Raw genomic sequence first — 15637 nt, 5'->3', positions numbered from 1 at the left:
TCATGGCGAACCCCTACGCCGAATTATTCCAGGTCCCCGGTGCCCGGGCCTTTGTGCTCGCGGGCATGCTGGCACGCATGCCGATATCCATGACTGGCATCGGCCTGATCACCATGCTGTCCCAGGTGCATGGCGGCTATGGCCTGGCCGGTTCGGTGGCGGCGGTGTTTGCCCTGGCCACGGCGATTTGCGCGCCGCAAGTGTCACGTTGGGTGGACCGCTACAGCCAGGGCAGGGTGCTGCCAATTGCCGCGCTGATCGGCGGCGGGGCGCTACTGATGTTGCTGCTGTGTACGCGGTTGCAGGCGCCGAATTGGACGCTGTTTCTGTTCGCCGCGCTGGCGGGCTGCATGCCCAATATGTCAGCCATGGTGCGAGCGCGCTGGACCGAGTTGTACCGTGGCCAGCCCAGGCTGCAAACCGCGTTTGCCCTGGAGTCGGTACTCGATGAGGTGTGCTTCATCATCGGCCCGCCCGTATCGGTGGGGTTGAGCGTGGCGGTGTTTCCAGAAGCCGGGCCCTTGGTGGCGGCGCTGTTGCTGGCGGTGGGCGTCACCACCTTTGTGCTGCAACGGCAAACCGAGCCACCGGTACACGCGCATCAGGGCGCGCACGGTCGCTGGCTGATTGCTTCGCCGTCGGTATTGATCCTGATGATTCTGCTGCTGGCCATGGGCGTGATTGTCGGCGTGGTGGATGTGGTCAGCGTGGCCTTCGCCCAGCATCAGGGCCAGCCGGCGGCGGCGAGTATCGTGCTGTCGGTGTATGCCATTGGTTCGTGCCTGGCCGGGTTGGCCTTCGGTGCCCTCAAACTCAAGGCACCGTTGCCACGCCAGTTCCTGTACTGCGGCGTAGCCACGGCGTTGACCACCTTGCCCTTGCTGCTGGTGAGCAATATTCCCGGCTTGGCCGCTGCCATCTTTATCTCCGGGTTGTTCTTCGCGCCCACCTTGATTGTGTCGATGGCCATGGTGGAGCAGATCGTCCCGGCCAGCCGCCTGACCGAAGGCATGACCTGGCTGATCACCGGCCTGAGCATCGGCGTGGCCATTGGCGCCGCCAGTTCGGGGTGGATGATCGACCATTTTGGTGCCACCAGCGGGTTCTGGGTGGCGCTGGCAGCGGGGGCGGTGGTAGCGGGCTCGGCGGTATTGGGTTACCGGCGGTTAGGGTAAAGGGCTGGCCTTGCAGGTTTGGTTGAGCAGGTCATTCACGGCTTCGCGAAAGGCCACTTCCAACGCGTGTTCGGTTTGGCCCTCATAACTCACCAGTGCGCTGATGTACAAAAGCCTGCCAAACAGGCAATTGTCGTCAGCGCTGTATTCAATTGAGCCGTTATAGCCTTTGTATTGCAGTTGGCGAGTCATTGCACTGATTTCCCTCGTGTAGACGTCTGGATAACCTGACCTCGGCAAGCCTAGAGCGTACGCATGGCTAACAATAGCGGTGGCGTACTGATTTTGCGTAGGACGCTTCCCGCCAGCCCGCATTCCCCGCGGGCAACCGTCACTAACGCCCCCGCTAATTTTTCCCCGCCCGGTTCGTTTTATAGGGACGACGTGCCTTTGTGCTTCCCGCCTATTGCCCCGGATTCCAAGAAATGAATGCTGAAGACTCCTTGAAACTTGCTCGCCGGTTTATCGGGCTGCCCCTGGAAAAACGCCAACTGTTCCTGCAAGCCTTGCAGAAAGAAGGCGTGGATTTTTCAAGGTTTCCGATTCCGGCAGGGGTGGAGGTGGAGGACCGCCAGGCGCTGTCCTACGCGCAGCAGCGCATGTGGTTTCTATGGCAGTTGGACCCGGCCAGCGGCGCCTACAATTTGCCCGGCGCGGTGCGTTTAAGTGGCGTGTTGAGCCTGCCAGCGCTGGAGCAAGCGTTCGCCAGCCTGGTGGGGCGTCACGAAACCCTGCGCACAGTGTTCCAGCGTCAGGCCGATGAGCGGCTGGCGCAGGTGGCGGTGGAACCGTCGGTGACCGTCGAGCACCTGGACTTCACCGCCTTGGCCTTTGATGCACGGGAGCAGGCCGTCAACGCCGCCGCCACCCGTCAATCGCTGTTGCCGTTCGACCTGGAACACGGGCCACTGCTGCGCGTGCAACTGCTCAAGCTTGCCGAGCAGGAGCACGTGTTGCTGCTGACCCTGCACCACATCGTCTCCGACGGTTGGTCGATGAATGTGCTGATCGACGAGTTTATCCGTTGCTATGACGCCCATGAGCGCAACGAAGCGCCCCAACTGCCGGCGCTGCCCATCCAATACAGCGACTACGCCCTGTGGCAGCGCCGCTGGCTGGAAGCGGGCGAGCAGGCGCGCCAATTGGAATATTGGCAGGCCCGCCTGGGTGATGAGCATCCGGTACTGGAACTGCCCATCGACCACCCGCGCCCGGCCATGCCCAGCTACCAGGGCACACGGCATAACTTCGCGATTGAGCCGGCGCTGGCCGCGCAACTGCGCAGTTGCGCGCAAAAACACAACGTCACCCTGTTCATGCTGCTGCTCGGCGCCTTCAATGTGCTGCTGCACCGCTATACCGGCCAGGGCGATATCCGCGTCGGTGTGCCGATTGCCAATCGCAATCGCACCGAAGTCGAGGGGCTGATCGGGTTCTTCGTCAACACCCAGGTGTTGCGCACCGAACTGAGCGGGCAAACCCGGGTTGCCGAGTTGCTGCAAGGGATCAAGGAGCATGCCCTGGGCGCCCAGGCTCATCAGGAATTGCCCTTCGAACGTCTGGTGGAAGCGCTGAAAATCGAGCGCAGCCTGAGCCACACGCCGCTGTTCCAGGTGATGTATAACCATCAGCCGGTAGTCGCCGACATCGCCTCGGTCAGTACCGCATCGGGGCTGGAATTGGCCCTGGTGGAATGGCAAGGGCGCACCACCCAGTTCGACCTGACCCTGGACACCTATGAAAAGTCCGGCACCCTGCATGCCGCGCTGACCTACGCCAATGACTTGTTCGATACGCCCACCATCGAGCGCATGGCCCGGCACTGGACCCGCCTGCTGCAGGCCCTGGTGCTCGATGGCGAACAGCGCATCGGCGAATTGCCCATGCTCGATGCGGGTGAACAGCAACGGCTGGTTCACACCTGGAACCAGACCGCCGAGGCCTACCCGACCGAGCGCGGCATTCATCACCTGATCGAAGACCAGGCGCGGCGCAGCCCTGATGCACCGGCGCTGGTGTTCGGCACCACCACCTTGACCTACGCGCAGCTGGATGCACGCGCCAACCAGTTGGCCCATGCCTTGGGCGAGCAGGGCGTAGGGCCGGACGTGCTGGTGGGGATCTGCATCGAGCGCTCCATCGAAATGGTGGTTGGCCTGCTGGCGATTCTCAAGGCCGGTGGCGCCTACGTGCCTCTCGACCCTGAGTATCCCCAGGAACGCCTGGCCTACATGATCGAAGACAGCGGCATACAACTGCTGCTCAGCCAGCAGAGCCTGCTGGCGTCGCTGCCCGTCGCCGGTATCCAGGTGATTGCTCTGGACCAGCCGGCGCTATGGCTCGACGGCTACAGCAGCGAGTCGCCGAACGTGGCCTTGCATGCCCTGAACCTGGCCTACGTGATCTACACCTCGGGCTCCACCGGCAAGCCCAAAGGCGCCGGCAACAGCCATCGCGCCTTGGTCAACCGCTTGAGCTGGATGCAGCAGGCGTATGGCCTGGGTGCCAATGACGCCGTGTTGCAGAAAACCCCGTTCAGCTTCGACGTGTCGGTGTGGGAGTTCTTCTGGCCGCTGATGACCGGCGCACGCCTGGTGGTGGCGGCGCCTGGGGAGCACCGTGAACCGGCGCGCCTGATTGACACCATTGGCCGGTACGCCATCACCACTTTGCACTTTGTACCCTCGATGCTGCAGGCGTTCATCCATGAACCGGGCGTACAGGCGTGCGCAAGCCTTACGCGTATCGTCTGCAGCGGCGAAGCCTTGCCCCTGGATGCGCAACAGCAAGTGTTCGCCAAGTTGCCCGCTGCGGCGCTGTACAACCTCTATGGCCCGACCGAGGCGGCCATCGACGTCACGCACTGGACCTGCATCGACGAAGGCGCCGACAGCGTGCCCATCGGCCGCCCGATCGCCAACCTCGGCACCTACGTGCTGGACGCACAACTCAACCCGGTGCCGGCTGGCGTCAGCGGCGAACTCTACCTGGGCGGCGTCGGCCTGGCGCGCAGTTACCACCGGCGCCCGGCGCTGACCGCCGAACGTTTTGTGCCCAACCCGTTCGTGACGGGCGAACGCCTGTATCGCACCGGTGACCGCGTGCGCCAACGCGCCGATGGGGTGATCGAATACCTCGGCCGTCTCGATCATCAGGTCAAGTTGCGCGGCTTGCGTATCGAACTGGGCGAAATCGAAGCACGCCTGATGCAGCATCCACACGTGCGCGAAGCCGTGGTGCTGGTACATGGCGGCAAGCAGTTGGTCGCCTATCTGGTGCACGAAGGCGAGGCGCCAACAGATCTCAAGGCCTGGTTGCTCAGCAGCTTGCCGGAATACATGGTGCCAACCCACTTCATTACGCTGGCCAAGTTGCCGGTGACCGCCAACGGCAAGCTCGATCGCAAGGCGTTACCACTGCCGGATGCGGCGCAGCAGCAGGCATTTATCGCCCCCCAAGGCGACCTGCAAACAGCCCTGGCTGCCATCTGGAGCGACGTGCTGGGCGTTGAGCAGGTCGGCCAGGACGATAACTTCTTCGAGCTGGGCGGCGATTCGATCATCTCCATCCAGGTGGTCAGCCGCGCCCGTCAGGCCGGCATTCGCCTGAGCCCGCGTGACCTGTTCCAGTACCAGAGCATCCGCAGCCTGGCGCTGGTGGCCAGCTTCGAGCAGGCCAGCCTGATCGACCAGGGCCCGGTCAGCGGCGAGGTCATGCTGACGCCCGTCCAACACAGTTTTTTCGAGCAGCCGATCCCGGCGCGGCATCACTGGAATCAATCCTTGTTGCTGGTGCCCGGCGAGGTGCTTGAGCCTGCACGCCTCGCGGCAGCGCTGGCGCAATTGATCCAGCATCACGACGCCTTGCGCCTGCGTTTTGTGCAGCAGGCTGACGGCTGGCAGCAGAGCCATACCGCCTATGTCAGCGAACCACTGTTGTGGCAATGCCAGGCCAGCACTGACGCCGAGTTGGCGGCGCTGTGTGATGAAGCCCAGCGCAGCCTTGACCTTGCGCAAGGTCCACTGCTGCGCGCCGCGTTGGTGAACATGGCCGATGGCAGCCAGCGTGTGCTGCTGGTGATCCATCACCTGGTGGTGGATGGCGTGTCGTGGCGCATCCTGCTTGAAGACCTGCAACAGGCCTACCGCGAACAGGCACTGCCGGCGAAAACCAGTGCCTACCAGCACTGGGCGCAACAGTTGCACAGCCATGCGCAGACCCTCGATGAGCAACTGCCGTACTGGCAAGCCCAATCCATCGACGCCGAGCTGCCGTGCGATCACCCCGAGGGCGGCCTGCAAAACCGCCTGGGCGCCAAGCTGGAAACGCGCCTCGACGCCGAGCACACCCGCCGATTGCTGCAAGACGCGCCAGCGGCCTACCGCACCCAGGTCAACGACTTGCTGTTGACCGCCCTGGCACGGGTGATCAGCCGTTGGAGCGAGCAACCTGCCGCGCTTATCCAATTGGAAGGTCATGGTCGGGAAGACCTGTTTGACGACATCGACCTGAGCCGCACCGTCGGCTGGTTCACCAGCCTGTACCCGGTGCGCCTGCACGCCGAAGGGGAACTGTCGGCGGCGATCAAGTCGGTGAAGGAGCAACTGCGCGCCGTGCCGAACAAAGGCATTGGCTACGGCCTGTTGCGTTACCTCGGCACGCCTGACACCCGCGAAGCGTTGTCGACCCTGGCCGCGCCGCGCATCACCTTCAACTACCTGGGCCAGTTTGATCGCCAGTTCAATGAGTCGGCGCTGTTAGTTCCTGCCACCCAGGGCAGTGGGCAGGCCCAGGACCCGGAAGCACCGCTGGCCAACTGGTTGACGGTGGAAGGGCAGGTGTATGGCGGTGAGCTGGCGTTGCAATGGGGCTTCAGTCGAGAGATGTTCGAGGCGGCAACTGTGCAGCGTCTGGCGGATGAGTACGCAGCCGAACTCAAGGCGCTGATCGAGCATTGCTGTGCCACGCCGGCAGGCCAGGTGAGCCCGTCGGATTTCCCGCTGGCACGCCTCACCCAGCCGCAACTGGATGCCTTGCCCGTGGCCGGGCCGGCCATTGCCGACCTCTACCCGCTGTCGCCGATGCAGCAAGGCATGCTGTTCCACACCCTGTTGGAACCCGAGGCCCAGGCCTACATCAACCAGTTGCGCCTCGACATCGACGGCCTTGATTTGCTCGCTTTCGGGCGTGCCTGGCAGGCCGCACTGGATCGCCACGACATCCTGCGTAGCAGCTTCCATTGGCTGGGCCTGGACAGTGCTCATCAGCTGATCCAGCGCCAGGTCGACCTGCAATTGCAAGTGATCGAAGACCCCGACGCCGATTTCGACACCCTGGCCCAGGCCGAACGCGAACGTGGTTTTGCCCTGAATGCCGCACCGCTGTTTCGCCTGACGCTGGTGCGCGGTGCCGGTGCGGCCTGGCACTTTATCTTCACCAGCCACCACATCCTCATGGATGGCTGGAGTAACGCGCAGTTGCTCGGTGAAGTCATCGCCCACTATGCGGGGCAGGCAGTGCCGGCGCCGCTCGGGCAGTTCCGCGATTACCTCGCCTGGCTGCAACAACAATCCTCGGGCGAAGCGTTCTGGAAAACCGCCCTGGCGGCATTGCCGGCGCCGACCCTGCTGGCGCAAGCGCTGCGCACGCCGATAGACGGGGCGGGCATGGCGGACCACCACGTGGCACTGGAGAGCGACTTTACCCGCCGCCTCGGCGAGTTCGCACGCCAGCACAAAGTCACCCTCAATACCCTGCTGCAAGGGGCTTGGAGCCTGTTGCTGCAACGCTACACCGGCCAGAACTGCGTCGCTTTCGGTGCCACGGTGGCCGGGCGTTCCGCGCCGCTGCCGGGGATCGAGCAGCAATTGGGCCTGTTCATCAACACCTTGCCGATCATCAGCGTAGCCTCGCCAGCCCAGTCGGCCGCGACGTGGCTCAGCGAACTGCAAGCGCTCAACCTCAGCCTGCGCGACCATGAACATGTGCCGCTCTACGACATCCAGGGCTGGGCCGGCCAGCAAGGCGCGCTGTTCGACACCTTGCTGGTGTTCGAAAACTTCCCGGTCGCCGAGGCGCTCAAGCAAGGCGCGCCGGCCGGCCTGACCTTCGGTCGCCTGCACAACCATGAGCGCACGCACTATCCATTAACCCTGGGCATCGAACTGGGCGCCAGCCTACGCCTGGAATTCAGCTATGACCGTGCCCAGTTCAGCGAGGCGCAAGTGGCGCAGCTGAGCGCCAACCTGCACCACCTGCTGGCGCAATTGCTCGCAGACGCTCACATGCCGCTGGGCAACCTGCGCCTTCTCGACGCTCCCACGCAACGGCAGATGCTCGCCCTGAGCCGCTCGGCCGCAGCGCCCCAGGCCAACGAACGCGTGCATCAGCGTATCGCTGCCCGGGCCGAGGCGACGCCAGACGCCCTGGCTGTTCAGGCCGGTGACGCCAGCTTGAGCTACGCCCAGTTGAACCAGCGCGCCAACCGCCTGGCCCATCGCCTGTTGGCGCTGGGTGTCGGCCCCGGCCAACGGGTGGGCCTGGCTTCGCGGCGTGGCCCGCAGTTGATCGTCAGCCTGCTGGCAGTGCTCAAAAGCGGGGCGGCCTACGTACCGCTGGACCCTAAATACCCGGTTGAGCGTTTGGCCTATATGCTCGCCGACAGCCGCCTGGACCTGCTGCTCAGCGAAACCGGCTTGCTCGCCGACCTGCCTTTACCCCAAGGCCTGACCCACGTGGATTTCAGCGCCAGTGGCGACGAACTCACCGGCTACCCGGCGACCAATCCGCCTAATCACGCGGCGGCGGCTGACCTGGCCTATGTGATCTACACCTCCGGCTCCACCGGCCAGCCCAAGGGCGTGGCCATCGACCATGCCGCCCTCGGCCAGTTCTGCGACAGTGCCACGCTGTACAGCCGACTGAGCGCCGAGGACCGCGTGTTGCAGTTTGCGACCTTCAGTTTTGATGGCTTTGTCGAACAGTGCTTCCCGCCCTTGTGTGCAGGTGCCGCGCTGATCATGCGCGGCGATGAACTTTGGGACGCCGGGCAACTGGCGCGAGAAATCGTCAAGCAGGGCGTGACCCTGGCCGATTTGCCCGCCGCCTATTGGTACCTGTTGGCGCAGGAATGCGCCGAGCACCGTCGCTCCCTGGGAAAGCTGCGCCAGGTGCATGTGGGCGGTGAAGCCATGTCGGTGGAAGGGATACGTGCCTGGCATGCCGCGGGCTTGGGCAATGTGCGCCTGGTCAACACCTACGGGCCCACCGAAGCCACGGTGGTCTCCAGCGTGCATGACTGCCAATTGGCCGATGCCACCGACGCCTACGGCGTGCCGATTGGGCAGGCGATTGCCGGGCGCGGCCTGTATGTGCTCGACAGCGGTTTCGAACTGTTGGCCACCGATGGTGTGGGCGAGCTGTGCATTGGTGCCGAGGTGGGCTTGGCGCAACGCTACTTTGACCGCCCGGCGCTGACCGCCGAACGCTTCTTGCCGGACCCGTTTTCCGCCACGCCCGGTGCGCGGCTTTATCGCAGTGGCGACCTGGCCCGTTACAACCCGGCGGGTGCGCTGGAGTACGTCGGGCGTATCGACCATCAAGTGAAGATTCGTGGTCTGCGTATCGAAATGGGCGAAATCGAAGCCAGCCTGCAAGCCTTGCCCAACGTACGAGAAGCCGCCGTGCTTGCGCAGCCTAGCGCCACCGGCGCGCAGTTGGTGGCGTACGTGGTGCCCGCCGAAGGCCAAGCGCTGGAGCCCCAGGCACTGGCGACATGCTTGCGCCAGACATTGCCGGACTACATGGTGCCCGGCCATTGGGTGGTCCTCGATGCCTTGCCGTTGAACCACAACGGCAAGCTCGACCGCCGCGCACTGCCCACCCCCGACCTGAATCAGGCCAGCGCCGCCTACGTGGCACCGCAAAGCCCATTGCAAATCCAGTTGGCGGCGATCTGGCAAGCAGTGTTGCAGGTCGAGCAGGTTGGCCTGGAAGATCACTTCTTCGAACGCGGCGGCCATTCCTTGCTAGCCACCCAAGTCATCTCCCGGGTGCGCCATGACCTCAAGCTGGAAGTGCCGTTGCGGGCCCTGTTCGAACAGCCGACGCTGGCAGCCTTTGCTGCGGCTTGCGCAGGCGTGCAGGTCGATACGGCGCCCGTGATCCAGGCAGTTGGCCGTGACCAGCCGCTGGCGTTGTCCTTTGCTCAGGAACGGCAGTGGTTTCTTTGGCAATTGGACCCCACCAGCGCGGCCTATCATGTGCCCACCGCCTTGCACCTGCGCGGTGGACTCGACATCGCGGCGCTGGAGCGCGCCGTCGAGGCCCTGGTGCAGCGCCATGAACCGCTGCGCACCACCTTTGTGGAGTCGGGCGAGCACACTGTGCAAATCATCCACCCAAGCCTGGCAGTGCCGGTTGAACAACAAAAGGTCGACGCCGGCGCTATCGAGCAGGCAGTCACTGAAGAGATCCAGCGCCCGTTCGACCTGCGCAACGGCCCGCTGATGCGCGTCAAGTTGCTGATCGTCGCGCCTGATCACCATGTGCTGGTCATCACCCAGCACCACATCATCTCTGACGGCTGGTCGATGCAAGTGATGATCGACGAGTGGGTGGCGCTGTACCAAGGCGACGCAGGCTTGCCGGGCTTGCCGATCCAGTACGCCGACTATGCCCAGTGGCAGCGCGACTGGATGGCGGCTGGGGAACAACAACGCCAGCTCGATTACTGGTGCGCTCGTCTGGGTCACGAACATTCGCTGCTGGACCTGCCCCTGGACCATCCACGCCCGGCGGTGCAGAGCCATCGTGGCGCGCGCCGCCAGATTCATCTGGAGCGTGCGCTGCTGACTGAACTCAAGGCCCTGGCCCAGCGTCAGGACGTGACGCTGTTCATGCTGTTGCTGGCTTCATTCCAGACCTTGCTGCACCGCTACAGCGGCCAGTCACAGCTACGTGTCGGCGTACCGGTCGCCAACCGTAATCGCTTCGAAACCGAGCGACTGCTGGGCTTTTTCGTCAACACCCAGGTGCTGCAAGCTGACGTGCACGGGCAGATGCCGTTCGAACAGTTGCTGGCCCAGGTCAAGCTGCGTGCCCTGGAGGCGCAGGCCCATCAGGACCTGCCGTTCGAGCAGCTCGTGCAAGTGTTGCAGCCCGAGCGCAGCCTGAGCCATAACCCGCTGTTCCAAGTAATGTTCAACCACCAGGACAGCCTGCGTTCAGCCCCGGTGCAATTGCCCGGCCTGGCTTTGCAGCCAGTGGATTGGGCCGGTCACAGCACGCAGTTCGACCTGAACCTGGAAACCGAGGAATCGGTGGACGGTCTCTGGGCCTCGCTGACTTACGCCACGGATCTGTTTGACGCGGCGACCGCGGAACGCCTGGCCGAGCATTGGCAAAACCTGCTGCGTGCGGTCCTGCAGGATGCCTCGGTGGCCTTGGACGACCTGGCGATGCTCAGCCCGTCGCAATCGCAGCAAATGGTGCACGACTGGAACCGCAGCGACACCGACTACCCACGCGAACGCTGCGTACACCAGTTGTTTGAGGCCCAGGCCGCGGCGCAACCCGACGCCATTGCGCTGCACTTCAATGACGAGCGCCTGAGCTACGGCGAACTCAACCGCCGCGCCAATCGGCTGGCCCATCGTCTGATCGACATGGGCGTCGGCCCGGACGTGCTGGTGGCGGTGCACGTGGAGCGTTCCTTGGACATGGCGGTCGGTTTGCTCGCGACCCTCAAGGCCGGTGGCGCTTATGTGCCGCTCGACCCGCAGTTTCCGGCAGAGCGCCTGGCCTACATGCTTGAAGACAGCGGCGCCCGGGTATTGCTGACGCAACCGCACCTGCTGGGGCACCTGGCTCAGCCGCACGGCGTGCAGGTGCTGATGGTGGCGGAGGCCGGCACAGCGCAGCACAATCCTCAGGTTGCCGTGACACCGGAGCATCTGGCCTACGTGATTTACACCTCTGGCTCCACCGGCAAGCCCAAAGGGGTGATGGTGCGCCACAAGGCGCTGTGCAGCTTTACCAGCGGCATGGCCGACACGTTGAGTATTGGCCAAGACACGCGGCTGTTGTCGCTGACCACCTTCTCGTTCGACATCTTCGCCCTGGAGCTGTATGTGCCGCTGAGTGTCGGCGGTACCGTGTTGCTGAGCACCCAGGCAACGGCCCTCGACCCCGAGGCGATCCTCGATCTGGCCCAGCGTCAGGCGGCGAATGTGCTGCAAGCCACGCCTTCGACCTGGCGCATGTTGCTCGACAGCCCACGGGCTCATTCACTGCGTGGCATCGCCTGCCTGTGCGGTGGCGAAGCGCTGCCCGTCGATTTGGCCCAGCGCATGCTCGACCTGCAAGGCCCGTTGTGGAACCTCTATGGCCCGACGGAAACCACCATCTGGTCGGCGGCTCATCGTTTGCACCAGGCATTGCCGTTCGTGGGACGGCCCATTGCCAATACCGGCTTGTTCATCCTCAATGCCGGTCTCACGCCGTGCCCCCAAGGCGTGTCCGGTGAGCTGCTGATCGGCGGTGTCGGCCTGGCGCGCGGTTACCACGGGCAGCCGGCGCTGACCGCCGAACGCTTCGTGCCCAACCCGTTTGGGGCACCGGGCGAGCGCTTGTACCGTACCGGCGACCTGGCACGCTATCGCGCCGACGGCGTGGTGGAATACATCGGACGTGTCGACCATCAGGTCAAGGTCCGGGGTTTCCGTATCGAACTGGGTGAAATCGAAGCTTGCCTGCGTGAGTGCGATGGCGTACGCGAAGCCGTGGTGCTGGCCGATAACGACCGGCTGATCGCTTACCTGGTCAGCGCCGCACCGCAGGCGCCGCAGGTCTATAAAACCGCGCTGCGCGAGCGCCTGCCGGACTACATGGTGCCCGCGCACTGGATGTTCCTCGACCGCCTGCCGCTGACCCCCAACGGCAAGCTCGACCGCAAGGCACTGCCCAAACCGGATGCCAGCCTGTCGCTCAAGGATCATGTGGCGCCCGTCACCCAGCGCGAGCAGCAGGTGGCGGCGATCTGGGCCGAGGTACTGGAATTACCCCAGGTGGGCCTCGACGATCATTTCTTCGAGTTGGGCGGGCATTCATTGCTGGCCACGCGGGTGGTGTCACGGGTGCGTCAGGCCCTGGGGCTGGAAGTCCCACTCAAGTCCTTGTTCGAACAGCCGCTGCTGGGTGATTTCGTGCGGGCCTTGGGCGAGGAGGGCGTCACCGCGCCTGCGCTGATCAAGGCCGACCGCACGCAACCTCTACCGCTGTCTTATGCCCAGGAGCGCCAGTGGTTCCTTTGGCAACTGGACCCGGCCGGCGCCGCGTATCACATCCCCAGCGCCTTGCGTTTGCAGGGGCCGTTGGACCTGACCGCGCTGCAAGAGAGCTTCGATAGCTTGATGGCTCGCCATGAAAGCCTGCGCACGTATTTCCGTCAGGACGCCACCGGCGCGGTTCAAGTCATTGACGCCCAGGGCCGGGTCGATATCGAGCAGGTGGACAGCGATTATGCCGGCCTCAAGGCGCGGGTCGCGCAGGTGGTCGCCCAGCCTTTCGACCTGCTGCGTGGGCCGCTGCTGCGGGTTACCTTGCTGCGCCTGGCCGAGGACGACCATGTGCTGGTGCTGGTGCAGCATCACATCGTCTCTGACGGCTGGTCGATGCAGTTGATGGTCGAGGAACTGGTGCAGGCGTATGCCGCTAACAGCCAAGGCCAGGACGTGCAATTGCCGGCGCTGCCGATCCAGTACGCCGATTATGCCGTGTGGCAGCGCGGTTGGATGGAAGCCGGTGAGCAGGCGCGTCAACTGGCCTACTGGCGCGAGCAGTTGAGCGGCGAGCAACCGGTGCTGGAGTTGCCGTTCGACCACCCACGCCCAGCACAGCCAAGCCATCGCGGCGCACGCTTGGGTGTCGAGTTGCATCCTGAGTTGTTGGGCAGTTTGCGCGCACTGGCGCAGCACGCTGGCGTCACGCTGCCGATGCTGCTGCTGGCGTCTTACCAGGCGTTGCTGCATCGCTACAGCGGCCAGGAGGATGTGCGGGTGGGCGTGCCGATTGCCAACCGCAATCGCCTGGAAACCGAGGGGTTGATCGGCTTCTTCGTCAACACCCAAGTGCTCAAGGCCGATATTCACGGGCAAATGAGCACCGAGCAATTGCTGCATCAGGTGCGTCAGCGTTCCCTGGAGGCCCAGGCTCACCAGGACCTGCCGTTCGAACAGCTTGTGCAGGCATTGCAGCCGGAGCGCAGCCTGAGCCTGAGCCCGTTGTTCCAAGTGTTGTTCAACCACCGTGTGAGCGCTGCCGACAGCCATCTGCATCGCCTGGCCGACCTGCACGTCGAAGTCCTGGATCTGGACGAAGGCGTGGCCCAGTTCGACCTGGCGCTGGATGTGGAAGAAAGCCAGACGGCCCTGCGTGCCTCCCTGAGTTATGCCACCGACCTGTTCGCCGTGGCGACCATCGAACGCATGGCCGGGCATTGGCAGAACCTGTTGCGGGCAATGGTGGTCGACCCACAGCAGCCTATCAGCCAATTGAGCCTGCTGGGCGAGGATGAGCAACAGCAGATTCTTGAGCTGTGGAACCAGACCGACGCCGGTTTTTCAGCCGAGCGCCTGGTGCACGAATTGGTCGGTGATCGCGCCCGGGAAACCCCGGACGCGGTGGCGGTGAAATTCGATGCTCAAACCCTGAGTTACGGCGAGCTGGATCGCCAGGCCAACTGCCTGGCCCATGCCTTGATCGCTCGTGGTGTTGGCCCGGAAGTGCGGGTGGCTATTGCCATGCCGCGCAGTGCCGAGAGCATGGTAGCGTTCCTGGCGGTGATGAAAGCCGGTGGCGTGTATGTGCCGCTGGATATCGAATACCCACGTGATCGCCTGCTGTACATGATGCAAGACAGCCGTGCGCAACTGCTGCTGACTCACAGCCGGGCGTTGCAGCAACTGCCGGTCCCCGAGGGCCTGGATACCCTGGCGCTTGATCGCACCGAAGAATGGGCCGGTTACAGCGATACGGCACCGGATGTGGTGCTGGACGGCGACAACCTCGCCTACGTGATTTACACCTCCGGTTCCACCGGTTTGCCCAAGGGCGTGGCGGTGTCACATGGGCCGTTGGTGGCGCATATCATCGCCACTGGCGAGCGTTATGAGACCTCACCGGCCGATTGCGAATTGCACTTCATGTCATTTGCTTTCGACGGCTCCCATGAAGGCTGGATGCACCCACTGATCAACGGCGCCAGCGTGTTGATCCGTGACGACAGCCTGTGGTTGCCGGAATACACCTATGAGCAGATGCATCGCCACAACGTGACCATGGCCGTGTTCCCACCGGTGTACCTGCAACAGTTGGCCGAACATGCCGAGCGCGACGGCAACCCACCGGCGGTGCGGGTGTATTGCTTTGGCGGTGATGCCGTTGCTCAAGCCAGCTATGACCTGGCGTGGCGCGCGCTGAAACCTAAATACCTGTTCAACGGCTACGGCCCGACCGAAACCGTGGTAACGCCGTTGCTGTGGAAGGCACACAAGGGCGACCCCTGTGGCGCCGTCTACGCGCCCATCGGTACCTTGCTGGGCAACCGCAGCGGTTATGTATTGGACGCGCAACTAAACCTGCAACCCATCGGCGTAGCCGGCGAGTTGTACCTGGGCGGCGAGGGCGTGGCCCGGGGTTATCTGGAGCGTCCAGCGTTAACCGCCGAACGCTTCGTGCCGGACCCGTTCGGCAAGCCGGGCAGCCGGGTGTATCGCAGCGGCGACCTGACCCGTGGGCGTCCGGATGGCGTGGTGGATTACCTGGGGCGTGTGGACCATCAGGTGAAGGTCCGGGGTTTCCGTATCGAACTGGGGGAAATCGAAGCGCGCTTGCGTGAGCAAGCCAGTGTCGGTGAAACCGTGGTGGTGGCCCAGGAGGGGCCGACCGGTAAACAACTGGTGGCCTATGTGGTACCGGCCGACGCCAGCCTGGCCGACCAGGTTGAGTTCCGTGACGCCCTGCGTCGCGCCCTGAAAGCCGACCTGCCGGACTACATGGTGCCCAGCCACTTCGTATTCCTGGCGCAGATGCCGCTGACCCCCAACGGCAAGCTCGACCGCAAGGGCCTGCCGCTGCCGGATGCGAGCCAGATGCAGCAACAGTACCTGGCTCCGCAAACCGAGCTTGAGCAGCAGATCGCCACGATCTGGGCCGACATCCTGCACCTGCCGCAAGTGGGCCTGAACGACAACTTCTTTGATGTCGGTGGCCACTCCTTGCTGGCGATCCAGATTACCTCGCGGGTGCAGGCCGAGCTCGGCCTGGACGTACCGTTGATGGAACTGTTCCAGACCGAATCGCTGCGCGCCTACGTGCAGGCCGCAGCCACTTTCCGCGCCGGCAGCGTGGAAGATTTTGATGACCTTCGTGACTTTTTGAGCGAACTAGAGGCGATTTGAACC

2 protein-coding genes and 1 pseudogene are annotated in these 15637 nt (G+C 64.0%); 2 read left to right on the top strand and 1 reads right to left on the bottom strand.

The window, feature by feature from the left end; translation table 11 throughout:
- Positions 1–2: 2 nt before the first annotated feature.
- Positions 3–1175 carry an MFS transporter gene (locus tag N2A98_RS14825; RefSeq protein WP_275622214.1) on the top strand — a complete coding sequence of 391 codons (1173 nt, stop codon included), beginning with the start codon at positions 3–5 and terminating at the stop codon, positions 1173–1175.
- Between the two features lie 6 nt (positions 1176–1181).
- Here the strand turns inward: N2A98_RS14825 and N2A98_RS14820 are convergent.
- Positions 1182–1367, bottom strand: a pseudogene (locus tag N2A98_RS14820) (type II toxin-antitoxin system HicB family antitoxin); the annotation flags it as partial.
- 233 nt (positions 1368–1600) lie between these two features.
- Between N2A98_RS14820 and N2A98_RS14815 the strand changes: the two are divergent.
- On the top strand, positions 1601–15634 hold the full coding sequence (locus tag N2A98_RS14815) for a non-ribosomal peptide synthase/polyketide synthase (RefSeq protein WP_275622213.1): 14034 nt from the start codon (positions 1601–1603) through the stop codon (positions 15632–15634).
- The last annotated feature ends 3 nt before the right edge of the window (positions 15635–15637 follow it).

This window comes from Pseudomonas sp. FJ2-5-13 (assembly GCF_029201605.1).
GTDB classification, from domain to species: domain Bacteria; phylum Pseudomonadota; class Gammaproteobacteria; order Pseudomonadales; family Pseudomonadaceae; genus Aquipseudomonas; species Aquipseudomonas lactis.
The sequence above is the reverse complement of the archived record's forward strand: the minus strand, read 5'-3'. Positions and strand labels throughout refer to the sequence as shown.

Bases quoted from the DNA above. Each gene is read 5' to 3' on its own strand.
- N2A98_RS14825 (WP_275622214.1), top strand. From the start codon at position 3: ATGGCGAACCCCTACGCCGAATTATTCCAGGTCCCCGGTGCCCGGGCC.
- N2A98_RS14815 (WP_275622213.1), top strand. From the start codon at position 1,601: ATGAATGCTGAAGACTCCTTGAAACTTGCTCGCCGGTTTATCGGGCTG.